The 26081-nt window shown below is 70.6% G+C and carries 22 protein-coding genes, 1 tRNA gene and 1 pseudogene; 11 read left to right on the top strand and 13 right to left on the bottom strand.

From position 1 onward, the window contains the following. Positions 1-117: 117 nt before the first annotated feature. The 6 genes from ABZX40_RS34825 to ABZX40_RS34800 form a co-directional block, all read right to left on the bottom strand. Positions 118-846: a hypothetical protein gene (locus tag ABZX40_RS34825; protein WP_355746733.1), complete on the bottom strand. Its 729-nt coding sequence runs from the start codon at positions 844-846 to the stop codon at positions 118-120. Then, positions 843-2354 (bottom strand): xylulokinase, encoded by a 1512-nt coding sequence (gene xylB / locus ABZX40_RS34820; protein ID WP_355746736.1) that lies wholly within the window; start codon positions 2352-2354, stop codon positions 843-845. The genes ABZX40_RS34825 and xylB overlap by 4 nt, the downstream gene beginning before the upstream one ends. Before the next feature lie 91 nt (positions 2355-2445). Continuing rightward, positions 2446-4029 carry a sugar ABC transporter ATP-binding protein gene (locus ABZX40_RS34815; RefSeq protein WP_355746739.1) on the bottom strand — a complete coding sequence of 528 codons (1584 nt, stop codon included), beginning with the start codon at positions 4027-4029 and terminating at the stop codon, positions 2446-2448. A gap of 179 nt (positions 4030-4208) precedes the next feature. Continuing rightward, positions 4209-5189 carry a substrate-binding domain-containing protein gene (locus ABZX40_RS34810; protein ID WP_355746742.1) on the bottom strand — a complete coding sequence of 327 codons (981 nt, stop codon included), beginning with the start codon at positions 5187-5189 and terminating at the stop codon, positions 4209-4211. A 265-nt stretch (positions 5190-5454) separates the two neighbouring features. After that, positions 5455-6462: an ABC transporter permease gene (locus tag ABZX40_RS34805; RefSeq protein WP_355746745.1), complete on the bottom strand. Its 1008-nt coding sequence runs from the start codon at positions 6460-6462 to the stop codon at positions 5455-5457. After that, positions 6459-7334 (bottom strand): SIS domain-containing protein, encoded by an 876-nt coding sequence (locus ABZX40_RS34800; protein WP_355746748.1) that lies wholly within the window; start codon positions 7332-7334, stop codon positions 6459-6461. Before ABZX40_RS34800 ends, ABZX40_RS34805 begins: the two co-directional genes overlap by 4 nt. 341 nt (positions 7335-7675) lie before the next feature. Here ABZX40_RS34800 and ABZX40_RS34795 point away from each other — a divergent pair, with 341 nt between their 5' ends. From ABZX40_RS34795 to ABZX40_RS34765, 7 genes and pseudogenes are all read left to right on the top strand, one after another. Further along, positions 7676-8620 carry a sugar-binding domain-containing protein gene (locus tag ABZX40_RS34795; protein WP_355746751.1) on the top strand — a complete coding sequence of 315 codons (945 nt, stop codon included), beginning with the start codon at positions 7676-7678 and terminating at the stop codon, positions 8618-8620. A gap of 784 nt (positions 8621-9404) precedes the next feature. Next, on the top strand, positions 9405-9764 hold the full coding sequence (locus tag ABZX40_RS34790) for a hypothetical protein (protein WP_355746754.1): 360 nt from the start codon (positions 9405-9407) through the stop codon (positions 9762-9764). A gap of 202 nt (positions 9765-9966) precedes the next feature. Beyond that, positions 9967-11169, top strand: coding sequence for an IS110 family transposase (locus ABZX40_RS34785; RefSeq protein ID WP_355746756.1), 1203 nt, complete (start codon positions 9967-9969; stop codon positions 11167-11169). Between the two features lie 581 nt (positions 11170-11750). Next, a complete protein-coding gene (locus tag ABZX40_RS34780) occupies positions 11751-15287 on the top strand; it encodes a LamG-like jellyroll fold domain-containing protein (RefSeq protein WP_355746759.1) in 3537 nt (1178 codons plus the stop codon). Positions 15288-15704: 417 nt separating this feature from the next. Beyond that, positions 15705-15842 (top strand): annotated as a pseudogene (locus ABZX40_RS34775) (transposase); the annotation flags it as partial. A 56-nt stretch (positions 15843-15898) separates the two neighbouring features. Further along, positions 15899-16054: a hypothetical protein gene (locus ABZX40_RS34770; RefSeq protein WP_355746808.1), complete on the top strand. Its 156-nt coding sequence runs from the start codon at positions 15899-15901 to the stop codon at positions 16052-16054. After that, positions 16015-16296 carry a transposase gene (locus ABZX40_RS34765; RefSeq protein WP_356162797.1) on the top strand — a complete coding sequence of 94 codons (282 nt, stop codon included), beginning with the start codon at positions 16015-16017 and terminating at the stop codon, positions 16294-16296. Before ABZX40_RS34770 ends, ABZX40_RS34765 begins: the two co-directional genes overlap by 40 nt. A 46-nt stretch (positions 16297-16342) precedes the next feature. On the opposite strand, the gene ABZX40_RS34760 is transcribed toward ABZX40_RS34765, so the two are convergent. The 3 genes from ABZX40_RS34760 to ABZX40_RS34750 form a co-directional block, all read right to left on the bottom strand. Beyond that, complete coding sequence (locus tag ABZX40_RS34760) at positions 16343-16591, bottom strand: hypothetical protein (RefSeq protein WP_356162792.1); 249 nt, start codon at positions 16589-16591, stop codon at positions 16343-16345. 15 nt (positions 16592-16606) lie between these two features. Further along, the gene (locus ABZX40_RS34755) at positions 16607-16759 is read right to left on the bottom strand and encodes a hypothetical protein (protein ID WP_355746762.1); all 153 of its coding nucleotides are present in this window, start codon (positions 16757-16759) and stop codon (positions 16607-16609) included. A gap of 253 nt (positions 16760-17012) precedes the next feature. Continuing rightward, positions 17013-17085: transfer RNA gene (locus tag ABZX40_RS34750), tRNA-Arg, on the bottom strand. Positions 17086-17338: 253 nt separating this feature from the next. Between ABZX40_RS34750 and ABZX40_RS34745 the strand changes: the two genes are divergently transcribed. Further along, positions 17339-17983, top strand: a complete 645-nt coding sequence (locus tag ABZX40_RS34745; RefSeq protein ID WP_355746765.1) for a LysE family translocator — start codon at positions 17339-17341, stop codon at positions 17981-17983. A 67-nt stretch (positions 17984-18050) separates the two neighbouring features. Here ABZX40_RS34745 and ABZX40_RS34740 read toward each other — a convergent pair whose 3' ends face one another. The 3 genes from ABZX40_RS34740 to ABZX40_RS34730 form a co-directional block, all read right to left on the bottom strand. Beyond that, the gene (locus tag ABZX40_RS34740; protein ID WP_355746768.1) at positions 18051-19001 is read right to left on the bottom strand and encodes a response regulator transcription factor; all 951 of its coding nucleotides are present in this window, start codon (positions 18999-19001) and stop codon (positions 18051-18053) included. Between the two features lie 131 nt (positions 19002-19132). Further along, on the bottom strand, positions 19133-20002 hold the full coding sequence (locus tag ABZX40_RS34735) for an intradiol ring-cleavage dioxygenase (RefSeq protein WP_355746771.1): 870 nt from the start codon (positions 20000-20002) through the stop codon (positions 19133-19135). Positions 20003-20154: 152 nt separating this feature from the next. Beyond that, positions 20155-21432 carry a M6 family metalloprotease domain-containing protein gene (locus ABZX40_RS34730; RefSeq protein WP_355746774.1) on the bottom strand — a complete coding sequence of 426 codons (1278 nt, stop codon included), beginning with the start codon at positions 21430-21432 and terminating at the stop codon, positions 20155-20157. Between the two features lie 483 nt (positions 21433-21915). Between ABZX40_RS34730 and ABZX40_RS34725 the strand changes: the two genes are divergently transcribed. Beyond that, entirely contained in the window at positions 21916-22572 is a 657-nt protein-coding gene (locus ABZX40_RS34725; RefSeq protein ID WP_355746777.1) for a helix-turn-helix domain-containing protein, read from the top strand. 224 nt (positions 22573-22796) lie between these two features. After that, complete coding sequence (locus ABZX40_RS34720; protein ID WP_355746780.1) at positions 22797-24353, top strand: MFS transporter; 1557 nt, start codon at positions 22797-22799, stop codon at positions 24351-24353. A gap of 129 nt (positions 24354-24482) precedes the next feature. Here ABZX40_RS34720 and ABZX40_RS34715 read toward each other — a convergent pair whose 3' ends face one another. After that, entirely contained in the window at positions 24483-24965 is a 483-nt protein-coding gene (locus ABZX40_RS34715) for a MarR family transcriptional regulator (RefSeq protein WP_355746783.1), read from the bottom strand. Positions 24966-25190: 225 nt separating this feature from the next. Here ABZX40_RS34715 and ABZX40_RS34710 point away from each other — a divergent pair, with 225 nt between their 5' ends. Next, positions 25191-25958, top strand: coding sequence for a class III extradiol ring-cleavage dioxygenase (locus tag ABZX40_RS34710; RefSeq protein WP_355746806.1), 768 nt, complete (start codon positions 25191-25193; stop codon positions 25956-25958). Positions 25959-26081 lie beyond the last annotated feature (123 nt).

Here is a 26081-nt window from a genome sequence, read left to right as displayed (position 1 = left end):
GCGCGTCAGCAGCCCGGTTTCTAGGCGATCACCGGAAATGGCACCCGCGTGAAAGCCGGTGCGCGAAGTACCTCCGATGACTCCACCGTACGCCCGCCCGATGGGTCACGGCCGGTGTCAGGTCGCCCGGAGCAGGGCGCGGCCGGAAACGGCGTAGCGCGCGCCGGCCCGGAGACAGGTGCCGAGGTTGCCGGCGTCGACACCGCCGTCGACGCCGACCGGGAGGGCGTGGCGGGTCTGTCCGGCCCTGGCCGCCAGTGCCGGATCGGCGGCGTCGGTGCTGCCGGGTTCGATCAGCATGACGAGGAGTCCGTCGACCATGTCGAAGCAGGGGCGGACCGCGCCGAGTTCCGTGGTCGGCGCCACCGCGAGCCAGGCGTGCGCACCGGAGGCGCGGATCTGTTCGGCGGTGTCGGCCACGGCCGCGTGGTCCGGGCAGGACTCGTAGGGGAAGGTGACGCGGTCGGCCTTCTCGGCGCAGACCTCGTCGATCAGACCGTCGAGTTCCGGTGCGATGAGATGGATGTCGAGCGGCCCGATCCGGCGTTCGGCGAGTGTGCGCACCAGGGAGAGGCTCACACCGCGATGCGTACCGTCGTCCACGATGAGGTCGGCGTGGATCCACAGGCCGGCGCGGTGCAGGCGCTCGGCGGCGGCGAGCCGGTCCGTTTCGGCGACGGCGTAGAGACTGCCGGCGAGGACCGACCCGGGGTGGCGCGCGATCTCGGCGAGGAGATCCGGGTTCAGGCCGGGGTTCAGGTCTGGGGTCAGGCTCGGATTCAGGTCCAGGTCCAGGTCCGGGTTCAGGTCCGGGTCTGGGTTCAGGTCCGGGTTGTGCCGTGTCATGTTGTTGCCCTCATATGTCCGTCGCGGTCGCGGTCGCCGTCGCCGTCGAGCGCGTCCCAGCCCGCGAGCACCGTGTAGGCCCGTTCCCGGGCGTCCGTCGAGGCGGGGCGGGGAGTGGCGGCCGGGCGGGTGGCCGGTGCCCACTCGCTGCGGATGTCGCGTACCGGACGGCCGGACGCGATGGCCGCCGCCTGGACGCAGGCGCCGCGCGCCGATGCCTCGGGGGCGTCGGCGACGAGCACCTCACGGCCGGTGAGGTCGGCCAGGAGCTGGGTGTAGGCGGCGGAGCGCGCGCCACCGCCGGTGGCGATGAGGCGTCCGGCGGTGGCGACCCCGGCGGCGTTGAGGTGCCGCTCGCCGGAGAGCAGGCCGAGGATGACGCCCTCGAAGGCGGCCCGTGCGATGTCCTCGCGGCTCGTCGCGGAGGTCAGCCCGGCGAGGATGCCCTGGGCGCCGGGCCGGTTGGGCTTGCGTTCGCCGTCGAGATAGGGGACGAGGACAGGCCCGGCGGTGGCGGTGGCGGTGAGCGCCAGTTCGGCGAGGGCCTGGTGGCCGACGCCCAGGATGCGGGCGAAGGTGTCGGTGACGCGGGCGGCGTTCAGGGTCGAGACGAGGGGGAGGTAGCCGTCGGTCATGTCGGCGACGCCGTCGACGATGCCGTGGAGATCGAACACGGGGCTGTCGCTGGGCGAGAGGACGACACCCGAGGTGCCGAACGTGTAGACGATGTCGCCGGGGACGACACCGAGACCGAGGGCCGCCGCGTGCTGGTCCCCGCCGCCGGGGCCGACCAGGGTGCCGACCGGCAGTCCGAGTTCCGTGCGGGCGGTGGCGGTGAGCGCTCCTACGGCCGTCGAGGCGTTCATGACCTCGGGCAGGGCGTCGGTCCAGTCCCGTTCGGCGTCGACCCGGGCCAGGACTTCGGGGAGATAGCGGGACTGCGCGGCACTGTAGTAGCCGGTGCCGGACGCCTCGGAGCGGTCGGTGGCGTAGCGGCCGGAGAGTTTCCAGGTCAGCCAGTCGTGCGGCAGCAGGACGCGGTGCAGGCGCCGGTAGTGGGCCGGTTCGTTCTCGGCGAGCCAGGCGATCTTGCTGAGGGTGAAGGCCGCGGTCGGCAGGGAGCCGGTGGCGCGAATCCACTCCGGTGCCCCGATCAGGCCCTTGAGCCGTTCGAGCTGGGGCGCGGAGGTGGTGTCGTTCCACAGCTTCGCCGGCCGCAGGACCCGATCGGCGCTGTCCAGGGGGACCATGCCGTGGCACTGGCCGTCGACCGCGATCGCGGCGATGTCGCCGGGGGACACGCCCGCGCCGTCCCCGGCGGCCCTGAGCGCGGCTCCGAGCGCCGCTTTGAGCGCCGTCCACCAGGCGGCGGGGTCCTGTTCGCTGCTGGGCGGGAACGCGGGGGGATGGGGTGCGCTGCCCGAGCCGAGCAGCGAGCCGTCGTGCAGGTCACGCAGCTCGACCTTGCAGGACTGGGTCGAGGAGTCGACTCCGGCGACGACGGGCATGGGGTTCTCCTTGCGGGCGGGCCAGCGGGCGGCCGAGGTCGTGCAGGTGGTGGCGGAGGCCGGTATCGAAACGGCGGGGTGGTGGACCCTCCTAGCCTGCCGGGACGGCCGCGGTGACGGATGTGTCCGGTGGCTGGTTGTGGCTGCTGGGCCAGGCGAGCTGGCGCAGATCGCCCGGGGTGACGGTGTCCACGGGGTAGGTGACACCGTCGCACCGGCCGTCCTTGAAGACACACACCGCGTCGGCGAGTCCGATCAGCTCCTCCTCCTCGGTGGACACCACGATCACGGCCACGTCCCGCTCGGCGGCCATGGCGCGGATCAGCGCGTGGATCTCGGCCTTCGCGCCGATGTCGACGCCCTTGGTCGGCTCGTCCAGCAGAAGGAGCCGCGGCTGTTGCAGGGCGGCGCGGGCGAACAGCACCTTCTGCTGGTTGCCGCCCGACAGCCGGACGATGGGCTGGTCGAGGTCGCCGCGGACCGCGACCTGGTCCAGGGCCTCGCGCGTCGCCTCGGCGATACGCCTGCGCTGGAGCCGCCCGGCACGGCTGAAGGCGTGCAGCACGGGGAGCGAGACGTTCTCCCTCGCGGTCATCCCCGGGATGAAACCGTCCGCCTTGCGCTCCTCGGAGAGGAAGACGATCCCGGATCTGATCGCCTGGGCCGGACTCCTCGGCCGGTACGGAGCGCCCATCAGGGTCAGCGACCCGGACGGAGGGCGCTCCGACCCGTACACGGTCCGCAGGAAGCGTGAGCGTCCCGAGCCCACCAGCCCGTACAGGCCGAGCACTTCACCGGCCCGGACCTGGAGCGTCACGTCCTTGAGGCGGTCGGTGGAGAGTTGGACGGCGCTGAGCACGACGTCGCCCGCCGGCCGGGACGCGCGGGCCGCACGGGCCTCGCGGACCTCGCGGACCTCGCGGACCTCGCGCTTGTCGTCCTCCCGCTTGTCGTCCCCCCGGTCGTTGTCCTCCCCGTCACGGCTCGGGCCGTCCGGTGGCAACGGGTCCGCCGACGCGGAGTCGCCGATGATGGCGTGCACCACGTCGTCATGGCGCACGCTGTCCGCCGCGCCGCTCAGCGTGACCTGACCGTTGGAGAGCCCGATGATGTGGTCGGCGACGGAGAACACCTCGTCGAGCTTGTGATCCACCAGCAGGACCCCGATGTCCCGCTCGCGCGAGATGCGCTTGACCGTGGCCAGCAGATGATCGATCTGCTGGGCCTCCAGGGCCGTCGTCGGTTCGTCCAGGAGGAGATACCGCGCGTTGCGGTTGAGCGCGGCGACCACCTCCACCATCTGGCGCTGGGCGACGGACAACTCGGCGGCGCGGTCGGTGGGGGACGCGGTCACCCCGTACTCCCGGCACAGCTCGGCGGTACGCCGGTTCATCTCCGAGCGGGCCAGCCTGCCGTGCCGGCTGAGCTCATGGCCGAGGAAGACGTTCTGGGCGACGGTGAGCTGGTCCACCAGCCTGAGTTCCTGGTACACACAGGCGACCCCGGCGGCCAGCGCGTCCGCGGGGCCGGTGAAGTGCTGGGGGACGCCGTCGATGAGCACCGAGCCCTCGTCGGGCCTCTCGGCGCCCGCGAGCATCTTCAGCAGGGTGGACTTGCCCGCGCCGTTGTGACCGACGAGGGCGAGCACCTGACCGGGGTGGAGTGTGACCGTCACACGGTGGAGGGCCCGTGTCTGCCCGTAGTGCTTACTGATCGAGTCGACGGCGAAGCACCGCGCAGTGGCTCCACTCACTCTTGTGCACCTCTCTGTGTATGTCTCGGCCTTCTTTGTGTTCTCTTGCGCTCTCTTGTGCTCGCCTTGTCGTCCCGGCAGCAGTGCGTGGGCGGGCCGGGTCAGCCGACCTCGCCAGGGCCCGGGGTGCCGCTGGTGAAGATCTTCAGCGGCTGGAGGATCTCGGCGGGCACCTGCTCCCCGTCGAGGTACTTCTCGACGTTCTCGACGACGATCCGCGCGTAGTCGGCGGGTTCCTGGGCGGCGCACGCCTTGTAGGTGTCGTCGAGCGCCTTGTCGGCGGCGCAGAACCCGTAGAGGGCGATCTCGCCGTCCCTGCCGAGCTGGCTGATGGCCTGGAGCGCGCCGACCGTGCCGGGACCGGTGTCGGCGAAGATCACATTGATGTCGGGGTTGCCCTGGAGCATGTCGGTGGTGACCTGGAGGCTGATGTTGGGGTCGACCTTGCTGTTGACGGTCGGGCCGACGGCGGCGTTGGGGTTGGCCTCCAGTGCCTCCTTGAAGCCGCTGTCCCGCTGGTTGGTGGGGATCTGGTCGGGGTCTCCCACGATCCCGGCCTCGATCTCGGCGTCCGCGCCCATGTCCTTGAGGAGCTGGGTCCCCATCGCCCGGCCCCCCTCGACCTGATCGGCGCCGACGTACTGGACGATGCTGGCGTTCTGGGTCTTGAGGTCGTCCGGCGAGACGATGACATTGACGGTGAACACCGGGATCCCCGCCTGATTGAGCGCGGCGACACTGGCGGCGCCGGGACCGGAGTTCACCGCGTTCAGCGCGACCGCGCAGACCCCCTGCTGGATGAAGCTGTTGATCTGCGAGAGCTGGGTCGAGTCGCTGTCGTTGGCGATGGCGAGCTTGACGTCGAATCCGCTCGCGGCGCCGTTGTCCAGGAAGCTCTGACGCATCGCGACGTAGTAGGGATTCACCGTGTTGGGCAGGGCGACGCCCAGCACGGGCTTGTCCGTGGCGCAGTTGTCGGGCAGCGCGGTGCTGCTGTCCGCCGTGGGGGTGCCGCTCGTGGCCTGGTTGCTGCAGGCGGCGGTCAGGAGGGCGAGGGAGAGGGCGGCGGTCGCGGCGACCATCCCTCTGTTCCCTCTGTTCCCTCTGTTTCTGCTGATTCTGCTGATTCCTCTGTCGCTTCCGCTGCTTCTGTCGCTTCCGTTGGGCATCTTCATCTCTCCTCGGTTGGCGCGTCCGGCGGGGTCGTCCGACGCTGGCTGGGGAATGTGCCGGCCGCCGGTGGGGGCGGGACTCGGGCCGGGGCTGGGAGGGGTGGGCGGATTACGGCTGGGGCGGGGCGGTACGGGCGGGGCGGCGCGGGCGGGGCGGCGCGAGTCGGGGCGTCGGCTAGACCGCCGTGGGCTCCTTCGCCGGTGCCGGCTGCCGCGAGGTCCGGGTGAGCGAGCCGAGGATCGAGGCGCCGTTCAGGCCCCGCCGGTAGGTGTCGAAGGAGACACCGAGCAGGATGATCAGGCCGATCACCAGCGACTGCCAGTAGCTGCTGACGTTCAGGACGTTCAGGCCGTTGGAGACCGAGGCGATCAGGACGGCACCGATCATGGCGCCGGGCACCGTCCCCGTACCGCCGAACAGGCTGACCCCGCCGACCACCGCCGCGGCGATGGAGAAGAACAGTTCGTTGCCCAGTCCGGTGGCCGGGAATCCGACCATCAGACGCGAGGTGGCGATGAGCCCCGCGATGCCCCCGCAGACACCGCTGACGGCGTAGACCAGGATCGTGACGGCCGGAATGTTCACGCCCGCGAGCCGGGCGGCCGGCTTGTTCCCGCCGGCGGCGTAGACATGCAGACCGAGCCTGGTCCGGGTCAGGAACCAGGTGGCCACGACAGCCGCGATCAGCAGCATGACCACCGGCAGCGGGACTCCCGCGATACGCCCCTGCCCGATCCAGGAGAAACCGGCCTGGCCCACGGAGACGGAGTTCGCGCCGGTCATGATGAGGGGGACGGCGATGGCGACGCCCTGGGTGGAGAAGGTGACGATGAAGGGCGGCACCTTCACGTAGTGGATCACCAGCCCGTTGATCACCCCGAGGACGAGTCCCGCCCCGACGGCCAGCACGGCGGCCACCGGCCAGGGAAGCCCGTCCCGCATGAGGACGGCGGCCAGCACTCCCGTCATCGCCACATTGGCCCCGGTGGACAGGTCGATCCCGCCGGTCAGCAGCACGAACGTCTGGCCCAGGGCGAGAAACGCGATGACCGCGCCGTTGAGGAGGAGGGCCATGCCGTTGTCGACGGTGCCGAAGGACGGCGACAGGATGCTCAGCACGGCGAGCACGACCAGCAGGACCAGGAAGATTCCCGTCTCGTCGGGCAGTCGGAACTTTCTCATGGGAGTCTCCGTGATTCGTGGTTCGTCGTCTCGGCGGCGGGATCGGCTCCGGGCGCGGATCGTGACTCGGCTGCGGGGCCGGTTGCGGGGCCGGGTGCGGAGCCGGTTGCAGGGCCGGGTGCAGGGCCGAGTGGGGGCCCGGTTGGGGGGCCGTTCTCCGACTCGGCCGCAGCGCCGTGCTCCGACTCGGCCGTGGGCCTGCCCCCGCTGCCGCGGCTCAGCGCCGCCGTGTCCAGCGCCGCCGCGTCCAGGGGCGCCAGCTCTGGCGGCGCTTCGGTGAGCTGTCCCACCGTCCCGGCCGGGTGGGCGGACAGCACCTGGGACCAGGAGTAGCCGTTCAGCCGCATCAGGGTGACGGCGAGCGCGTCGCCCCAGGCCGATACGGCGAGGGTGCTGCCCATGGCGATCACACCCCCCGGGTCCGCGTGGGAGGCGGGGGCGATCCGCACGCTCACATCCGCGATCCGGCCGAGCGCCGAGTCCACGCGAGCGGTCAGCGACAGGACGCGGGCGCCGCGCTCCTGCGCCCCGCGGGCGAAGTCGTTGAGTTCGGCGGAGCCCCCGCCCTTCGAGATGGCGATCACCACGTCCGACCCGGACACCGCGCCCAGGGAGCCGTGCAGCGCGTCCATGGGGTGGAGGAAGACGGCCGGGGTGCCGCAGACGGACAGGAGGTGAGCCATCCGCCGGGCCACCGTCCCCGAGGTGCCTGAACCCGCCACGACGACCTTGCCCCGGCACCCGAGCAGCAGCGAGACGGCGGTCAGGAAGGACTCGTCGAGCTGGTCCGCGATGCCCGCGGTGGCGGCGCCCTCCCGGCGGATCACCTCCCGGGCGCCCTCAAGGATCTGGTCCTCAGCTGGCGAACTCACGACGGTGTACCTCCGGGGACGGCGGGGATCGGGCACCCGGTGCGAGTGCTCGGCCAGGGAACGCATCGACCCGTTCCGGCCGTCGGCGGCACGGCGTGTCCACGACGACGTACGGGTGTGATTCCACGACGTACGCGTATATGTCCACGACGTAAATGCCGCATTACGACTCTGTGGCGCGGGTGGGTTTATCAGACCCTCACGCCGCCCATGCGTCAAGTAGGGTGCCCATATGGGCGGGCAAGACCCGGAGCGGTCCACCGACCAGCCAACCGACCAACCAGCCAACCGACCAACCGACCAGGCCACTGAACCGGGTGTCATGCGCGAAGGAGAATCCGATGGGTCCAGCCGAACTCCAGCGAGCCACCACGGTCGCCCGCAGATACTTCGTGGAGGGCAAGGCGAAGATCGAGATCGCCCAGGAGCTCGGCCTGTCGCGCTACAAGGTCGCGCGCATCCTCGACGAGTGCCGCAAGCAGGGCATCGTACGGATCGAGATCGGCGTACCGACCGCCGTGGACAGCGAACTGTCGGAACAACTGCGTGCCGCGTACGGGCTCCAGCACGCGCTGGTGGTCAAGGTGACCGCACCGGGTGTGGCCACCCTGCGCCGCGAACTGGGCGCCGCCGCCGCCGAACTCCTCACCGAGATCGTGACCGAGGACGATGTCCTCGGGGTGAGCTGGGGGCGCACGCTCGACGCGATGGCGGGCGCGCTCAAGACGCTGGCGCCGTGCAGCATCGTGCAGATGACGGGGGTCACCGGCGCGGTCGGCGCCAACAGCGCCGATCTGGTACGCCAGTTGGCGGCGATCTCGCACGGCCCCGCCTACCCGATCTACGCGCCGCTCGTGGTCTCCGACGAGCGAACCGCCAGCGCGCTCTACGCCCAGCCCGGCATCGCCGCCGCCACCTCGCGGTTCCCCTCCATCACCAAGGCCGCCGTGGCGATCGGCAGCTGGGACTCCGAAGGCTCGCAGTTCCACTCGGCACTGCCCCCCGCGCTGCTCGCCTCACTGCGCCACGAGGAGATCGCGGCGGAGGTCTGCTCCCTGCTGCTCACGGAGACCGGCGCCCCGCTGGACGGAAACCTCAGCAGACTGACGATCGCCATCGGCGCCGACCGGCTCCGCCGCATCCCGGAGGTCATCGCGGTGGCCGGCGGAGCGTCCAAGGCACGGGCCATCCGCAGCGTGCTCCGCGGCGGACTGGCCCACTCCGTGGTAACCGACGAAACCGCGGCCCGCCGCCTGCTGGATCCACACCCCGGGGACACCGCCTGAGCGGGACTCCCCGCCTGCCGCTCAGTCGGTGTCCCCGCGCACACGAACGGCCCCGGACGGGGGTACGGGGCCGAGTAGCAGCGCTGTTCAGAGCGCTGACGCGCGGTGCCCCCGGCGGGGGACCAGACAGATGGGAACGCGGGCGGGCGATGGGCCATGGCGTCGGGGGCGTTATGGAATCGGCCTTCGGTCTCTGAGCGGCTGGGGAACCCCCGGTGGCCCTTCGCCGCCCACTCCCGCACTCGACTTCACGCAGGCGAGCCTGGGGTACAACCCCATGAGCGTCTTCACGGAGGACTGCGGCCTCGTCGCCGTCTCCGGCAGCGAGGTCGGCCCGTTCTGGAACTTCAACGACCTGTGACCAGGCCGCTGATCCCCTTCCAGACATAGCTCCGGCCAGGCCATTCGAGTGGACGCCTCGGTGCTGACCGGTTCCTCCTCCTCTTCGACCGGGAGCCCGCCTACGAGGAGTTCGTGGGCCGGGTCCAGCTGGAGGGCGACCTGTTGGCGGGGCGTGGGCCCGTCGGCGTCCGTGCGGCGTCCGTGCGGCGCGTGTGGTGCCGCGCCGCGAGCCGTCGAGTCCGCACGGCTTCGTCGTCCGCACGACCGCCCCGTTCCAGCTGCGGGGCCGCCCGCAGATGTCCACGAAGCCCCTCGAACCCGACCGCAGTACCGCGAGCTGGAGCAGGTGATGCGCGCCTGCCTGGGCGGCAGTCGGCTGACGACGCCCAGAGCAACGCAGACGCGCTCGGCGCGTACCTCCGTCACACCCGGCACACCGCCCATGGGCCATCGCGGAGGCGGAGCACCAGCTGCCAGCGGCTGGTGCCCGCAGGACATCGTCGATGAATTCCCCGACCCCGCCACCCCCGACCCCGCCACCCCCGACCCCGCCACCCCCGACCCCGCCACCCCCGAACCCCAACTCCTCGCCCCCCTCGTGGGCGAACTCCATGGACTGCCCAGCCTCGCTCTGGACGACGGGGACGACGCTCTGGCGGCAGCCGAACTCTCAGCATGGCGGTCGCCCGCGTTGACGACGCCGACAGCAGCAACCCCTGGGGGTGTGGCGAGTGGCCGGATCGGCGGGAACGCCGAGCGCAGAGTGCGTTCTGGCTGGGATTCCCGCCGTTGCATCAGTTGACCCTCAGAATGTTGGAGGTCCGGGAGGACCAGGTATGGCTGATCAGTTGATGCCGCTGATGGCTACGCAGGTGTGGCCGCCTGGTCCTTCGGGACGCTCCGACTGGTGATTGAGAACTGCGAAGATCGCTCTTGAGGGTCCTGTCGGCGGAGTGTTCCTCGGGCCATGTCGGAACTGGGCACGGAGGAACGGAGCACCTCGAGTGACGGACCACAGCGCGCGCATATGGGTCGGGATCGACGCCGGCAAGGCTCACCACTGGGCTACCGCCATCGACGCCGACGGCCGGATGACGCTCTCCCAGAAGGTCATCAACGACGAGACCGAGATCCTGGAACTGATCGCGACAGTGTGCGAAGCAGCCGACGAGGTGGCGTGGGCCGTGGACATCTCCGGCCGCGCCTCGACGCTGCTCCTGACCTTGCTCATCGGGCACGGCCAGAACGTGGTCTACATTCCCGGCCGCACCGTCAACCGCATGTCGGCGGCCTACCGGGGCGAGGGGAAGTCCGACGCCAAGGACGCGCTGGTCATCGCTGATACCGCCCGGCTGCGACGGGACTTCGCCTCGCTCAGCCTCCCGGACGAGCGGGTGGCCACGCTCCAGCTGCTGACCGCGTACCGAGCTGACCTGGTGGCCGACCGGGTTCGACTGATCAACCGGATGCGGGACACCCTGGTGGGCATCAGCCCCGCCCTTGAGCGGGCCTTCGACTACTCCGCCTCCAAGGGGGCAGTGACGATGCTCACCGAGTATCAGACGCCGGCCGCACTGTGCCGCATCGGAACCAACCGGCTTGCCGCTTGGCTCAGGCGCCGGAGCGTCCGCAAGGCCGATGATGTTGCCGACCGAGCCGTCGAGGCGGCCCGGTCCCAGGTCACCGCGCTGCCCGGCGAGGACCGCGCAGCACGGCAGGTGGGCGCTGTCGCACGCCGGCTCCTGGACGTGGACGAGCAGATCAAGGAGACCGAGCGAGAGATCCGCGAGGTCTTCCGCGCCGACGAGCGAGCCGCGGTCATCGAATCGATGCCGGGCATGGGCCCGATCCTCGGTGCGGAGTTCGTGGCGATCGTCGGTGACCTGTCCGGGTACGCCGATGCTGGACGTCTGGCGTCGCACGCCGGACTGGCGCCGGTCCCGCGCGACTCCGGCCGCCGGACCGGAAACTTCCAGAGGCCCAAGCGCTACAACCGACGGCTCCGGCACATCTTCTACCTGTCCGCGCAGACGGCCATGATGAGGCCCGGCCTGTCGCGCGACTACTACCTGAAGAAGCGAGCCGAGGGTCAGACGCACGTCCAGGCCGTGCTCGCGCTGGCGCGACGCCGAGTCAGTGTGCTGTGGGCGATGCTGCGTGACGGGCGGCCGTACGACTCCGGTCCGCCGGTTGCACAGGTGGCTTGACTTCTTCATTAAGACACCGGCGGGCGATCGTGGCCGCCTGATCGCATGCCGGCTGCGCCCGCGAGCCAGGTTGCCGCAGTGCGGAGAAGGCCCCATCTTCGCTGATCAGGTGAGTGATTGCCGCGTCGCGTCACAGCGATCACCGATGGCCTGCCGTGTGCCCGTGATGCGACTGTCTGGATTCCGAGCATCGGGAGGCTGTCGTTCCGCTTCAGCGGTTTCTCTTGACGTTGGCGTGCTCATTACTGTCTCTTGAACCCACTGTGTTGATCACGTGACTCTGGGGTGGGGTTGTGGCGCAAATGTGGATACGGCGTGCCTGTGCCGTGCGGAAGGGCGCAGGGGGTCGACGCGGACTGCCGTCCGAGGCGGGCGAAGGGGGCGGATACCGAGCCCGTCTGGCCTGGGTCGTTGCGCTGATCGTCCTTGTGGGGGCTTTGGCGGGTGCCCCCGTTCTGTCGGGGCAGAGGGCGGCGGCAGCACCGGCGCAGGATCTGTCCGACTCGGAACGGGCCCAGTTGCGGGCGGTTGACACGGGTGAACCGGTCGAGGTCGTGGGGGAGCGGACCGAGAGTGAGACCGTGTTCGCGAACCCCGACGGAATGACGTTCCTGCTGCGCAAGTCGATCGTTCCGGTACGGGTGCAGGAGGCGGATGGCGGCTGGGTCGCTCCCGACGCGACGCTGGTGACACGTGCCGATGGTTCGGTGGGGCCCAGGGCGACCACGGTCGACCTCACGTTCTCGGGCGGGGGTGACGGCAAGAGCCTGGTCACGATCGCCGAGGACGGGCAATCGGTGACGATGGGCTGGCCGGGCCTTCTGCCGGAGCCGCGACTGGACGGTGCCCGGGCGGTCTACGAGGACGTCCTCCCGGACGTGAATCTGATCCTGACGGCGACGGTCGAGGGTTTCCGGCAACTCCTGGAGGTGGAGACACCGCAGGCGGCACAGAGCCCTGAGCTTGCGGCGCTCGAGTACTCGCTGGATGCGGAAGGGCTGAGTGTCCGTGAGGGCGGGGCCGGGAGCATGGAGGCGGTGGACGGAAACGGGCAGGCCGTATTCCGTTCGCCGTCCGCCCGGATGTGGAATTCGGCGGGCGGGACCGAAAGTCCCGGTGGGGCGAGTACCCAGAGCCTCGGGGCGCATCCGCTGCGTGCCACTGATCCGCAGGCCCTTCCCACCGCTTCCACGGCGTCCCAGGACGGGCGTCCAGCCGGACCCGTCGGCGAGGGGGACGCGCTGGCCGGTCCGAGTGATGGCGATGAGGCGGCGGTCATGGAGGTGGAGGTGTCGCCGTCGCGGATCACGGTCACTCCGGACGCAGCGCTGATCGCAGGTACCACCAGCGCTGAATTCCCCCTCTACATCGACCCGTCGGTGGAACTGAACGACTCCGAGCGGACCGTGCTGTCCTCCGACGGTGACGCGTTCTACAACTTCTCCGGTGGCGAGAACGGCATGAGCGTAGGCCGGTGCGCCTCGGCGGTGATCGGCGGATACCTGTACTACTGCACCTCCGGCAGCCCGTACACCAACCGGATGTATTTCGAGTTCACGCCGGGCGGGCTCAAGGGCAAGCAGGTGCTGGACGCCACGTTCGCGGTGACCGAGACCTGGTCGTTTTCCTGTGATGCCCGCACGGTGGACCTGGAGCGCACGGACGGCATCTCGTCGTCCACCCGCTGGCCGGGGCCGGCCGGTCCGAAGTCGGACAACTCCTGGGACCAGATGGGCGACCGCAGTGTCTCGGCGGGCCGCGGCAGCGCGTGCAGCCCCTCCCAGCCGAGGGCGACGATCGAGTTCAACGACAACCCTGCCGAGACCGACGAGAACCTCACGCCGACGGTGAAGGACTTCGCGGCCGGCAAGTTCAGCACGCTGACGCTGATGCTGAAGGCCAAGGACGAATCCGACCCGATCGCGTGGAAGCGGTTCGACCACGACGCGGTCCTCGACGTGACGTATGTCGGCAAGCCCGCCGTACCCACGGAGTACGGGCTGGAGACCGGCAGCAACCAGATCTGCTCGAAGTCCGCCGGCGCCCCCACGACCTGGTCGGACCCGACGCCCAACCTCGCGGCCACTCCGCAGACGGCGGCCGGTGGCGAGTCCTCGGCGACTCTGCGCGTCTACTTCGACCTGGATGTGAAGAACACGGACGGCTCCTGGGCGGACGCGCCGGAGCCAACGACCGGTTCGGAGAGCCCGACCAGCGGATTCGTCGGAGACGGACACGATCTCAACAAGACGTGGAACACCGCGCTCACGGACGGCAAGCAGTACCGGTACCGGGCCTGGACCCGCTCCTACTACAACAACGGGAACAGCATTCTGGGCGGCTCGGCCACCCCGTTCTGCTACTTCACCATCGACAGCAGTGCCCCCAAGCCTCCGACGATCACTTTCGCGTCGACCTATTCCGTGTGCGAACCGGGTGCCTGCGTCCCGGCGGGCGGCCCCGGCAAGCCGGGCACGGTGACGTTCAGCCCCGCTGCCGGCGATGTGAACACCTCGTACGCCTACAGGCTCTCCACGGACAGCGCCTGGCGGCCGTGGAGGACCGGGGCGACGGTGACCGAGACCGTCACCCCGGTGGACTCCGGGACCATCACCCTGGAGGTCATGGCCAAGGACTCGGCCGGGCGGACAGGACAGAACAAGGTCCGCTTCCTGGTGAGCGAGAGCGCCGGCCCGGTCGGCCGATGGACCTTCAACGAGCCATCCGGACCTGCGGTCGACGTCTCCGCCGGCACCCCGGCCCTGCGTGACGACGCGACGATCACCGGAGCAACGCGAGTGAACACGGGCCGGCGCGGTGTCGTCACCGATGGCACGACCACCGGTCAGGACAAGGCCCTCAAGACCGGCGGCACCTCGTACGCGGCGACCGCCGGCAAGGTACTGGAGACCCAGGCGTCCTACACGGTGTCGGCCTGGGTGCGGCTGGACAGCACCAGCATGACCGTCACGGTCATCAGCCAGGACGGTACGTACTACAGCCCGTTCTTTCTCAGCTACTGCTCGGTGGTCAACCGCTGGTGCCTTCGGATGGCCGATGCCGACGCGCCCACCACCATCCTGGACGACCAGCGCGTGAACTCCCTGGAGCCGCCGCAACTCAAGGTATGGACCCATCTGGCCGCCGCGGTCGACACCACGGCCAGAACCCTCACCCTCTACGTCAACGGTGTGCCGCAGGGTACGGACACACTCACCACCGGCGACTGGTCGGCCTCCGGCGCGCTGCAGATCGGGCGGGTCAAGTACAAGGGCGGCTACGTCGACCACTTCCCCGGGGAGATCGACGAGGTCGCGGTGTGGCAGCACGCGAGCCCGCGGTCCGATGTCGAGAAGGAGGCCAGCCCGGTCAACGCCAACGGCAAGTCGTATCTCGAACTCGTCGGCGACTACAAGCCCATGGGGGCGAGCGGAACCACGCTGACGGACCTGTCCGGTTACGGCAACAACCTCACCCTGTCCGCCACGGGAGCCACCCTCGACGGCGAGGCCCTGGTCCTGAACGGCACGACTGGCGCGGCCACGGCAGCACGGCCCCTCGTCTCCGACTCGGGCTCCTTCACCGTCGCCACCACGGTGGACGTCGACACCCAGGCGCTCGGCGGAAAGCCCGACAACTACCGTGGCCAGATCCTCGGCCAGCGCACGACGTCCGGTTCGTCGTGGGGTCTGTGGGTGGAGAAGACCGGTACGAGCACCGAGGAAGTGGTCGACGACGAGGGCAATCCGGTTCTGGACGAGAACGGGATCCCCATGACCCGACCGGTACCGGTCGCCCGTTGGCACTTCGGCCGGCTCACCGCGGACGGCACCGGCACCTCCGTCGTCAGCACGGAGACGGCGGTCCTCGGCAGCGAGGTGGGACTGGTCGGCGCCTACGACGCACGCACCCGGACGATCACCCTGTATGTCGGAAGCGACCGGCAGGCGGATCCGCTCGTCTACACCGCGGCCATGGGCAGCGGCGAGTTCACGGCAGGCCGGGGCTATCTCGACGGAGCCTGGGGCAACTACCTGACCGGCAGGATCACCGACCTCCGTCTGTGGGCCGGGTCCGTGACCGACCCCACCCAGGTCGAGACCGACATCGGCTACTGACCCACCGCCCCCACCGCAACACCACCGTGCCGGGACAGCGCACCAGCTGTCCCGGCACGCAGCGATGACCACGCCTGGCCGTCCGGGTGCACCCGATGTCAAGCCGACCAAGGTACGACGGGTCGACAGCCCGCAAGCCGAAGCGGCCCGGGCGAAGGTGGCGCGTGAGAGTAAGGCCGATCGGGAACTGGTGGAGAGCGCACGCGCCGAGCGTGCGCTCACCCGGCCAAAGCCCGCCACGACCACGACGGACATGTCGCTCGTGCCGGACGGCGACGCGCTGGTCACGGTGAATTCAAGAGCCGCTCGGAGGCGCAGACGTGGCGCTGGAATCTGGCGGCTACGGGGGCGGCCACCTGGGGGAGATCCGCAACGGCCGACGCGACGACGCGCTGTTCACCGGTCAGCCGTCCAACAATGGCCCGATTCCACCAGCGACGACATTCTGGCCCTGACCCGCCCGCGCGTCGCCTCGACCGCAGGGTCCTGAACGGGATCGTGTGGAGGTTCCGGACCGGCACGGCCTGGCGGGATGTGCCCGGGCGCTATGGTCCTGGGCCACGCTGCATACCCGTTTCCGCAGGTGGGCGGCGGACGGGACGTTCGACCGGATGCTGCGGGCTGCGCAGGCGAAGGCGGACGCGGCGGGCGACATCGAATGGCTGGTGTCGGTGGACTCCACGGCCGTCCGGGCCCATCCGCATGCGGCCGGGGCTCGAAAAGGGGGCTGCGCGACCCGGCCCTCGGCCGATCTACGGGCGGACTGACCAGCAAGATTCACCTGGCCTGCGACGGCAGGGGCCGTCCCCTCGCCTTTGTCGTGACGGGCGGCAACACCAACGACTGCACCCGCTTCACCGCCGTGACGGAAGCGATCCGGGTGCCCCGCCCCGGACCCGGGAGGCCGCACACCCGGCCCGGAAAGGCAGCCGCGGAGGCCGCCCGCCCGCCTTCGACCGTGAAATCCACAAGCACCGTAACGTCGTGGAACGCTGCTTCAACCGCTTGACGCACTGGCGCGGAATCGCCACCCGCTACGACAAGACCGCCCAGTCCTACGAGGCCACCGTCACCCTCGCCTCACTCCTGATGTGGGCGTGACACTCGACGACAGCTCCTAGGCCCGCCACCGTCACCGTCTCGACAGACCTGCACGACGAGGACATCCTCATGCCGTTCGCTGAGACCTCGTCTTCGACTGCGGAGAGAACCGCATCGGCCCCGGCCCTCTCGTCCGGAGTCCCGCGCACGTCGCGCTGTTCCCCGCTGACCTGCTGCCGTGGGCCGTCCACGACCGGGCGCACCGCGCCTTCTTTCCCTCAGCACGGAACCTGGGTGCGATTCGCGGTACGGCTCGCATCATCTGGGAGATCGAGATCGAGATCGTGGATGGCCAGGAAGGCAAGGCCCTTGCGTGTCATCGGACCCAGGTGATGCTTGAGGTGCTGGCGTGGATCGCCGAGCAGCGGCACGGACAGAATGGCTCGGCGACGTCCGAAGCGGACCGACGGTATCGGGCTTCGCCCAAGTGGGGTCTCCGCAGGGTTCGGCCCTGCGACCAACGAGCAGTCCCCAGTTTGAGCCGCAAAAGCGCTCTCAACCGGACCTTCTCGCGAACGGGCAGTGATAACACCGCCTGCGGGGGCCTAACCCACACGCGTCCCCACAGCCCCAGAGAAACGCGCTACGGGCGCTGACCTGCACAGTCAGCGCACCGCAGCAATGTGCCCCCGGCAGGATTCGAACCTGCGACACCCGCTTTAGGAGAGCGGTGCTCTATCCCCTGAGCTACGAAGGCGAAGGCGGCGTTGACATGGGATGTGCCCGCGAGCCGGGCCGCCGCCGACGTCAGTGTAGCGGGTGGGAGTTTCAGGGTCGGGCGGAGTCGGGGTGGCGTCGCCCCGGGGTGGAGGCTGGCGGCGGCGGCGGTGGTGGCGTCGCCCGGGGTGGAGCCGGAGGCGGAAGTGGCGTCGCCCCGGGCGGGGGCCGGAGGCGCAAGGTGGGGAAAAAAAGGGTGGAGGCCCGCACCCGGTGCGTGCTTGCATGGCCGCATGGTGTCTCCTGAGCGGTTGCTCGCCTTCGGTGCCATGTCGTTTCTGCTGATCGTGGTGCCCGGTCCCAGTGTGCTGTTCGTGGTCGGGCGGGCCCTCAGCCAGGGGCGGCGGGCCGCGCTCACCTCCGTGGTGGGGAACACCGTCGGGGCCTATGTGCTGATCGTCGCCGTCGCGCTCGGGGTCGGGTCGCTGGTGGAGCGGTCGGTCGTGCTGTTCACCGTGCTGAAGCTCGCCGGGGCCGCGTATCTGGTCTATCTGGGGGTGCGGGCCTGGCGGGAGCGCGGGGCGCTGGCGCGGGCCGTGGACGGGGACGCGGAGGCCGGTGGCAGCGGTGGGCTGCGGACCTTCTGGGAAGGGTTCGCCGTGGGCGTGACCAACCCCAAGACCATTGTCTTCTTCGCGGCCGTGCTGCCGCAGTTCGTCGACCGGGCGCAAGGGCAGGTCGCCGCGCAGATGCTGCTGCTCGGGCTTGTGTTCAGCGCGATTGCCGTCGCCTCCGACACCGTATGGGGGCTGGTCGCGGCCACCGCCCGGGACTGGTTCGCGCGCTCTCCCCGGCGGCTCTCCGCCGTCGGAGGCGCCGGGGGGCTCGCCATGATCGGGCTCGGGGTCACCGTCGCCGTCACGGGGCGCAAGGATTGAGGCTGCCGATCTTCCGGGCGGCCTAATGGCCAGGTCGCCGGGTGGCCTCTTCGCTCTCTCCGCGGCCTCACCCCCCTGAAGGCGCGGCCCCCGCCCCGGACGGCGACGTCCCTCGCGGCAGCCGCAAGCAGTACCCCACCCCCCGCACCGTATGGATCAGCGGAAGGTCGAAGCGGTGGTCGATCTTGCGGCGCAGGTACTTCACATAGGTCTCGATGATGCGGGTGTCCCCGGCGAAGTCGGGGTGCCATACCTGCTCGACGATCCGGCGGCGCCGCACCACCCGGCCCGCGTCGGCCATCAGACAGGCGAGGAGGTTGAACTCGGTGGGGGACAGGGGGACGTACTCGCCCGCCCGGTGCACCTCGTGGGCCGCCTTGTCGAGCCGCAGGTCGGCGAAGAGGAGGACGGTGCCGTCGTCGGCGGCGAGCTGGGCCGGCGGGGCCGTGCGGCCCAGGAGGGTGCGCAGACGGGGGAACAGGTCCTCGACGCCGAAGGGTTTGGGGAGATGGTCGTCCGCGCCCGCCCGCGCCCCGGCCGGGCCGTCGCCGGGGGCCCCGGTCAGCAGGAGTACGGGGGTGTCGTCGCCGTTGGCCCGCAGGGCGCGGGTCACCTGGAGGCCGTCGAGGCCGGGGAGGGCGGCGTCGAGGAGTACCGCGTCGGGCGAGGTCCGTTCGATGTCCCGCAGGGCGGAGCGGCCGGAGCCCGTGCCGGTCACCGTGTAACCGGTGAGGCGGAGCACGGACTCCAGCAGGGCCCGGAGGGTGTCATCGCCCTCGGCGACCAGTACCCGGTGCGGGGTCCTGGCCGGGTCGGGCGGGGTGTCGTCGCCCCTGGCGGCCAGTACCTGGTGTGGGGTGCCGGCCGGGTCGGGCGGGGTGTCCTCGCGCTCAACGTCCCGCACCCGGCGTGGGGCGCGGGCCGGGTCCGGCGGGGTGTCCTCGCGCTCAACGCCCCGCACCCGGCGCGAGGCGCGGGCCAGCTCCGGCGAGGCGCCCTCGCCCTCAACGCCCCGCACCCCACGCGACGCACAGGCCAAGCCCGGCAAGGCGTCCTCGCCCCCAGCGCCCCGCACCGCCGACGGCGGCACCCCCGCACCCCTCACCCCCGCACCCCCCACCCCACCCAACGCGCGACCCCCCTCCGGCATCAGCGGACCGGTGGCGGCGGGGCGTTGCCCGCCCGTCCCGGGTTCACGGCCTCCAGGTCGACGGCCATCCGGATGGTGGCCCGTGCGAGCCGGGACGGGTCGGAGCGGTCCCAGGTGACGGTGAGCATGCCGTCGGCGGCGGTGTCGCCGGTGTAGAAGGCGTCGGTGGCGTTGGTGGTGCGGGGCAGGCCGTTCCCGGTGTACGGGGGGATCGCGGAGACGGCCTCGATCAGTTCTTCGGGGAAGAAGACCTGACCGGTGTGGACGGTCTGGCCCTCGGCGTACGCATGGTTGAGGAAGACGCCCCGGGTGTGCACCTTGGTGTGGATGTGCACGGTCCGGCCGGTGTACCAGCCGGGCACGATGGTGCGGAACCCCACCCAGCCGTCGGCGCCGGTCATCTGGAAGCCGCGCAGATAGGTGGTGCTGCTGTCCGGGGTGAGCTTGGGGATGGGGCCGGGGAAGACGAGTTCGCCCTCGTTCATCGCCTCCGAGGTCTCCTCGTACCCGGAGTAGATGCCGAGCGTGTCGCACTGCCAGATGTCGACGGAGGCGTCCGGCACCGGGTCGCCGGTCGCGGCGTCGAGGACCTGGATGCGCAGGTCCAGCGGGGTGCCGCGGCGGCCCTCGGTGATGTCGACGCGATGTTTGTCGTAGTCCAGGTAGTAGGGGCCCTCGGTGGTCTCGTTGGTGAGGGGGAGGACGTCGGCGGAGGTTAAGGGCGACCCCGGGGCGGTCGTGGCCGTGGCCGTGGATCCGGTGTCGGCGGCTGCTATGTACGCGCCGCTCAGTCCGATCGCGGTGATGCCCGCGCCGCCGGCCACGATGGCATGGCGGCGGCTCATGGGGAGGTGCTGGTGGTCTGCCATGGCCCGGACGCTAGGAACCGTTCCTGGGAGCGGGCCATGAAGGAGGCATGGTTCCCCAATGTGGCCCGGACCGCTGCCCTTTGGGGCAGCCGACGACGCCTTTTCATCCCAACTGGACACGCAGGTACTACATATGTATGCAGTGGGGCGAATCAGTCGGTGCGAGTCACCCTAACCGCGTACGTCCCCTCCGGGTCCGCCGAGGTCACCGCGATGGTGATGCCGTTCCCGGGGTCCTCGAAGGTCTCGCCGGGGACGAAGGGCGCGTCGGAGAGTTCGGCGTGGACATTGGGCGAGCGGGTGCAGCCGCCGCTGTCCCGCCGGGAGTCGTAGACCCGCACCGGACCCTGCCCGGTGTCGATGTCCGCGTCCACCTTGTAGATCAGGACGCCCGAGCGGCACACCGTCTCGTCGTTGCCGCCCCGGGTGCGCAGTTCGATGGCGTAGCCGGTGCGGGTGTCCAGGGGGACGACGACGAGTTTGGGGCCGCCGGTCCGGGCGAGGGGGGTCAGGGAGTGCTCGGAGGCGCCGGGGGCCGAGGCGCAGGCCACCTGGGCGGGCTGGAGCCAGCCCAGCTTCCACTTGTGCCAGCCCAGCAGATCGTTGTTGGCGCCCCAGTCCTCGCTCATGATGTCCCAGTGGCCGACCGCGCCGCCGCCCTCCTGGGTGTAGAGGTCGGGCAGGCCGAAGACATGGCCGTTCTCGTGCGGGAGGACGCGGTAGCCGGTGCGCCGGTAGGAGCCGGAGCCGTCGTCCTGGCGGGAGTAGACGAAGGACGCGTTGGCGACCGGGACGCCGTCGGCGGTGGGCGCTTCCGGGTTCCCGGCGAAGGTCACCGACAGCACGGTGTCCAGCGCGGAGGGGCCCGCGTTGGGGGTGACCAGGACGTTCAGCAGGTCGTAGCGGCTGAAGTCGACATCGGGGTCGGCGGCGGTCACCAGGTCCTGGACCAGGCGCCGGTAGCCCGGGTCGAAGGGGGCGCCGCGCTCTATGCCGTACTCCTCGAAGGTCTGGGGCATGCGCAGCCAGCCGGTGACGGGGGCCTCGGAGCGGTAGTCGAGACGGCCGTAGGAACTGGTGCGGAACCAGTCGGTGGTCTGCGGGAAGAACTCCCGGTAGCGGTCCAGGGCGTCGCCCTGGCCGGGGGCGTCGGGGAAGTCGACCATCAGGCTGAGCGCGCGCACGGTGCCGGTGGAGCGCGCGTAGCCGCCGGTGGTGGGCACGCCCTCGGACATCAGCACCTCCTGGCGGCCGGTGATCATGCAGGGTCCGAGCGCGGAGGAGCGGGACAGCGCGGTGGCGCCCGCGGCCGAGGAGCCGACGGTGTGCCGTCCGGTGCCGGCGGCGGTGCTGACGGCGAAGGTCAGCGTGGTCACGGAGGCGAGGGCGGCGAGTCGGCGGGGACGTATCCGGCTGCGGGAGGGCTGCATGGGGGGCCTTTCGCTCCGGGCAGCCGCCGTCCCGGGGCGCGAAGGGGGAGGGTCGGCACCGGTTGCTGCCTTTCGCCCACCCTGTGTCGAAGTCGCCGCCGTCGCGCGCCGGGAGAGCCGAACGTGGGGTGGGGTGTGGTGGGGGAGGTAATTCCGGGGGCGGTGTGGGCCGGAGTGGGCCAGAGTGGGCCGAGAGGTGTGGCTCAGGTCACATGGAATCTTTTCCCGGGCGGGAAATAACCGGGGACGCCCTCCCCGTTTAACCACGCGTACGACGATCCGGGGACCGACTCCCCGGTTCACCCAGCAGACCGATGCTTAGATCGACGGCTAGACCTATGCCCGGGCCTACGTCCGGGCCTACGTCCGGCTCCACGCCCAGACCGGCGCCCCGACCTACGCCCCGATCAACGCCCCGATCAACGCCCAGACCGACGCCCGGCCGGACCCCACGCCGCCGGACCACCCGCCGAGGAGGCACCCGTGGACACCGCGACCCCCGTGCGCCGCAAGGCACCCCGGCCCCGTGCCGATGCCCTGCGCAACCGGGAGCGGATCGTCACCGCCGCCCGGGAGTTGTTCGTGGAGTACGGGGCCGACGCCCCGCTCGACGAGATCGCCCGCCGCGCCGGTGTCGGCAACGCCACGGTGTACCGCAACTTCCCGGACCGCGATTCCCTGGTCCGCGAGGTGGTCTGCTCGGTCATCGACCGCACGGCCCGCGCGGCGGAACAGGCCCTCGCGGAGTGCGAGGACCCGTTCTCGGTGCTGGAGCGCATCGCGCACACCGCCGCCGACGAACGGATCAGCGCCCTGTGCCCGATGATGACCAGCAGCTTCGACCGCAGCCACCCCGATCTGGAAGCGGCGCGGATGCGGTTCGAGGGGCTGGTCGGTGAGGCGCTGGAGCGGGCCAAGGCCGCCGGGCAGGTCCGTCCGGATATCGGGGTCGGCGATCTGATGCTCGTCGTCGCCCAGCTCAGCCGGCCCCCGGCCGGCACGGTCTGCATGGGCATGGACCCGTTCGTACACCGTCATCTTCAGCTGCTCCTGGACGGGATGCGGGCACCGGCCCGCTCCACGCTGCCGGGGGCCGCGGTCACCATGGAGGATCTGCGCCGGAGCACCGCCCAACGATGAGTTCGGCCGCCGGCCACAGTCACCACACCCACCTGAGCCCCGTCCGTCACGCGTTCCGCTGAACGTGTTCGGCGTTCCCCTCACCGGGCCCGAAATTTCACCAGGTTCCAGCAGATCAGCATAGATCCGCTGCTATAGAGCTCCCTTTTCCAGCTTTCTCGTCCCTTCCCGTCACATACATCCGTCACATACATCCGTCACGAAGTCCCGAAGTGGGTACCTCCATGTCTGCAACAGCCGCCAAGGCTTCCGGCGCCTCCGGGCTGCCGGTCTCCGATCCGGGTCGCTGGAAGGCCCTGATCTTCATCGCGCTCGCCCAGCTGATGGTCGTCCTGGACGCCACCATCGTGAACATCGCCCTGCCCTCCGCCCAGCAGGACCTGGGCATCTCCGACGGCAACCGGCAGTGGGTCGTCACCGCCTACGCCCTGGCCTTCGGTGGTCTGCTGCTGTTCGGCGGCCGGATCGCGGACCTGTGGGGGCGCAAGCGCGCCTTCGTCATAGGTCTGGTCGGCTTCGCCGTGGCCTCCGCGCTCGGCGGTGCCGCCACCAACGAGGCCATGATGTTCGGCTCGCGCGCCCTCCAGGGTGTCTTCGGCGCCCTGCTCGCGCCCGCCGCGCTGTCCCTGCTGGCGGTGATGTTCACCGACGCCAAGGAGCGCGCCAAGGCGTTCGGCATCTACGGGGCCATCGCCGGTGGTGGTGGTGCCGTGGGTCTGATCCTCGGCGGGTTCCTCACCGAGTACCTGAACTGGCGCTGGACGTTCTTCGTGAACATCCCGTTCGCCGTCGTCGCCGCCGTCGGTGCCTGGTACGTCATCCGTGAGCCCGAGGGTGGCCGCAACCGGTCGCCGCTCGACATCCCCGGCGTCATCCTGTCCACCCTGGGTCTGGTCGCGCTGGTCTACGGCTTCACCCGCGCCGAGTCCGAGGGCTGGAGCGACGCGCTCACCGTCGGCATGTTCGTCGCGTCCGCCGTGCTGCTGCTCGCCTTCGTGGCCGTCGAGGCCAAGGTCAAGGCGCCGCTGCTGCCGCTGCGTGTGATCACCGAGCGCAACCGCGGCGGGATCTACCTCTCGCTGGGCCTGGCCGTGATCGGCATGTTCGGCCTGTTCCTCTTCCTGACCTACTACCTCCAGATCGTGCGGGGCTACTCGCCGGTGCGCACCGGCTTCGCCTTCATGCCGATGATCGTCGGCATGATCGTGGGCTCCACCCAGATCGGCACCCGGCTGATGACCCGGGTCGCGCCCCGGCTGCTGATGGGACCGGGCTTCCTGGTCGCCGCCGTCGGCATGCTGCTGCTGACCCAGCTGGAGGTCGACACGTCCTACGCGGCCGTGCTGCTGCCGGGGATGCTGCTGCTCGGCCTCGGTATGGGTACCGCCTTCATGCCGGCCATGTCGCTGGCCACCCTGGGGGTCGCCCCGCGTGACTCCGGGGTCGCCTCCGCGATGGTCAACACCTCCCAGCAGGTGGGCGGCGCGATCGGTACGGCCCTGCTGAACACCATCGCCGCCTCCGCGACCACGTCCTACATCGCCGACAACATCGCGGGCGCGGGCACCTCCCGCTCCGCGCAGGAACTGGTCCAGCTGCGCGGCATGGTCGAGGGCTACACCAGCGCCATCTGGCTCGCCGTCGGCATCCTGGTCGCCGCCGCGCTGATCGCCTTCGCCATGGTCAACGCCGGCCGCCCCGGCTCCACCACGGTCGCCTCCTCCGGCAAGGACGGGGAGGGCGCCCACGACGAGGCACCGGTGCCGGTGATCGCCCACTGACCGGGGTACCCGGTCACTGACGGACGGCCCCGCGCCGTCCGGCCCCTCGGGACCGCCGTACGAGGGAGGAGGGGACGCCTCCGCGTACGGCACTGAAGGACCTGCCCCGGGCTCCGCCGGGTGAGCGGCTCAGCGGAGCCAGGGCAGGTCCGCACCCGCTTCGCTCGGCTGAAGTCCCTCGGCGACGATCCGCATGATCTCGCCGAGGGACTTCTGCTGTTCCGGCGTGAGCCGCGCGAACAGCGCCTGCCGTACGGCGTCCACATGGCCGGGCGCGGTGCGCCGCAGCACCTCGTGGCCCGCGTCGGTGAGGACGGCGACCTGGCCGCGTTTGTCGGAGGGGCAGTCCTCCCGGCGCACCCAGCCGTGCTGTTCGAGGCGGGCGACGGCGTGCGAGAGACGGGAGCGGGTGATCTTGGCGTGCCGGGCGAGCTGGGTCATCCGCAGCTGCCTGCCGGGCGCGGCGGAGAGCTGGACGAGCAGCCCGTAGTAGATGTGCGGCATGCCCGCGTCCCGCTGGAGCTGCCGGTCGAGATGGTCCTCCAGCAGCGTGGTGGCGTGCAGATACGCCTGCCAGACACGCTGCTCATCGGCGCTGAGCCAGGTGTTCATGGATCCACTGTACGACCAATCTTCTTGAATTTTGAACAAATGGGTCGTACGGTGGTGTCGGCATTGCTTGAGGTTTCAAGCAACAAGCAACTCGGCCTCTACGCATTCCGAGCAACTCACCCCCTACGCACCTCAGCCGTCACGCACCCGACTGGAGGGTCCCCCGTGGTCACCGCGCCGGACGACGCCACCGCACCCGTATCCCCCGCGCCCGCGCCCGCGCGGATGCCCGCCCTCTATCTCAGCCATGGCGCCCCGCCGCTCGCCGACGACCCCGTCTGGCCCGGCGAGCTGGCCGCCTGGAGCGCCACCCTGCCCCGCCCCCAGGCGATCCTCATCGTCTCCGCCCACTGGGAGGAGGCCCCGCTCGCCCTCGGCGCGGTGCACCCCGTCCCCCTGGTCTACGACTTCTGGGGCTTCCCCGAGCACTACTACCGGGTCCGCTACGAGGCCCCCGGCGCCCCCGCCCTCGCCGACTCGGTGCGCAAGCTGCTGCGCGCCCCCGGCACACCCGTGCAGGACATACCGGACCGGGGTCTGGACCACGGCGCCTATGTCCCGCTGGTCGAGATGTTCCCGGGCGCCGACATCCCCGTCCTCCAGATCTCCATGCCCACCCTCGACCCCCGGCGCCTGATGGACATCGGACGCCGGCTGGCCCCGCTGCGCGACGAAGGGGTGCTGATCGTCGGCTCCGGCTTCTTCACCCACAATCTGGCCGCGCTGCGCCACACCGGCCCGGGGGTGCCGACCTGGTCGGCGGAGTTCGACGACTGGGGCCGCCGGGCCCTGGACACCCAGGACTGGGACGACCTGCTGGACTTCCTCGACAAGGCCCCGGCCGGGCGCTACGCCCACCCCCGCACCGAGCACTTCGCCCCGCTGTTCGTGACCATGGGCGCGGCGGAGGCGGCCGGTGAGCTGGACGCCCAGCGGTCGGTGATCGACGGGTTCTGGATGGGGTTGGCCAAGCGGTCGGTGCAGTTCGGCTGAGCGGGGTGGGGGGTGGCTCCTCCTCCGGCGGGGGGGGTGCCCCTATGGGTTTGGTCAAGGTGATGGGGCAGGTTGGGGATCGTAGTAGGTGCCGTCTCGGAGCATGGCGAAGAGGACGTCGGC

Source organism: Streptomyces sp. NPDC004610 (assembly GCF_040609715.1).
In the GTDB taxonomy this organism is placed as follows: domain Bacteria; phylum Actinomycetota; class Actinomycetes; order Streptomycetales; family Streptomycetaceae; genus Streptomyces.
The sequence above is the reverse complement of the archived record's forward strand: the minus strand, read 5'-3'. Positions and strand labels throughout refer to the sequence as shown.

Excerpts from the sequence above, each read along its gene's own strand:
- ABZX40_RS34825 (WP_355746733.1), bottom strand. The coding sequence starts at position 846 with ATGACACGGCACAACCCGGACCTGAACCCAGACCCGGACCTGAACCCG.
- xylB (WP_355746736.1), bottom strand. The coding sequence starts at position 2,354 with ATGCCCGTCGTCGCCGGAGTCGACTCCTCGACCCAGTCCTGCAAGGTC.
- ABZX40_RS34810 (WP_355746742.1), bottom strand. The coding sequence starts at position 5,189 with ATGGTCGCCGCGACCGCCGCCCTCTCCCTCGCCCTCCTGACCGCCGCC.
- ABZX40_RS34805 (WP_355746745.1), bottom strand. The coding sequence starts at position 6,462 with ATGAGAAAGTTCCGACTGCCCGACGAGACGGGAATCTTCCTGGTCCTG.
- ABZX40_RS34795 (WP_355746751.1), top strand. The coding sequence starts at position 7,676 with ATGGGTCCAGCCGAACTCCAGCGAGCCACCACGGTCGCCCGCAGATAC.
- ABZX40_RS34790 (WP_355746754.1), top strand. The coding sequence starts at position 9,405 with ATGGGCCATCGCGGAGGCGGAGCACCAGCTGCCAGCGGCTGGTGCCCG.
- ABZX40_RS34770 (WP_355746808.1), top strand. The coding sequence starts at position 15,899 with ATGCTGCGGGCTGCGCAGGCGAAGGCGGACGCGGCGGGCGACATCGAA.
- ABZX40_RS34745 (WP_355746765.1), top strand. The coding sequence starts at position 17,339 with ATGGTGTCTCCTGAGCGGTTGCTCGCCTTCGGTGCCATGTCGTTTCTG.
- ABZX40_RS34735 (WP_355746771.1), bottom strand. The coding sequence starts at position 20,002 with ATGGCAGACCACCAGCACCTCCCCATGAGCCGCCGCCATGCCATCGTG.
- ABZX40_RS34730 (WP_355746774.1), bottom strand. The coding sequence starts at position 21,432 with ATGCAGCCCTCCCGCAGCCGGATACGTCCCCGCCGACTCGCCGCCCTC.
- ABZX40_RS34720 (WP_355746780.1), top strand. The coding sequence starts at position 22,797 with ATGTCTGCAACAGCCGCCAAGGCTTCCGGCGCCTCCGGGCTGCCGGTC.
- ABZX40_RS34715 (WP_355746783.1), bottom strand. The coding sequence starts at position 24,965 with ATGAACACCTGGCTCAGCGCCGATGAGCAGCGTGTCTGGCAGGCGTAT.
- ABZX40_RS34710 (WP_355746806.1), top strand. The coding sequence starts at position 25,191 with ATGCCCGCCCTCTATCTCAGCCATGGCGCCCCGCCGCTCGCCGACGAC.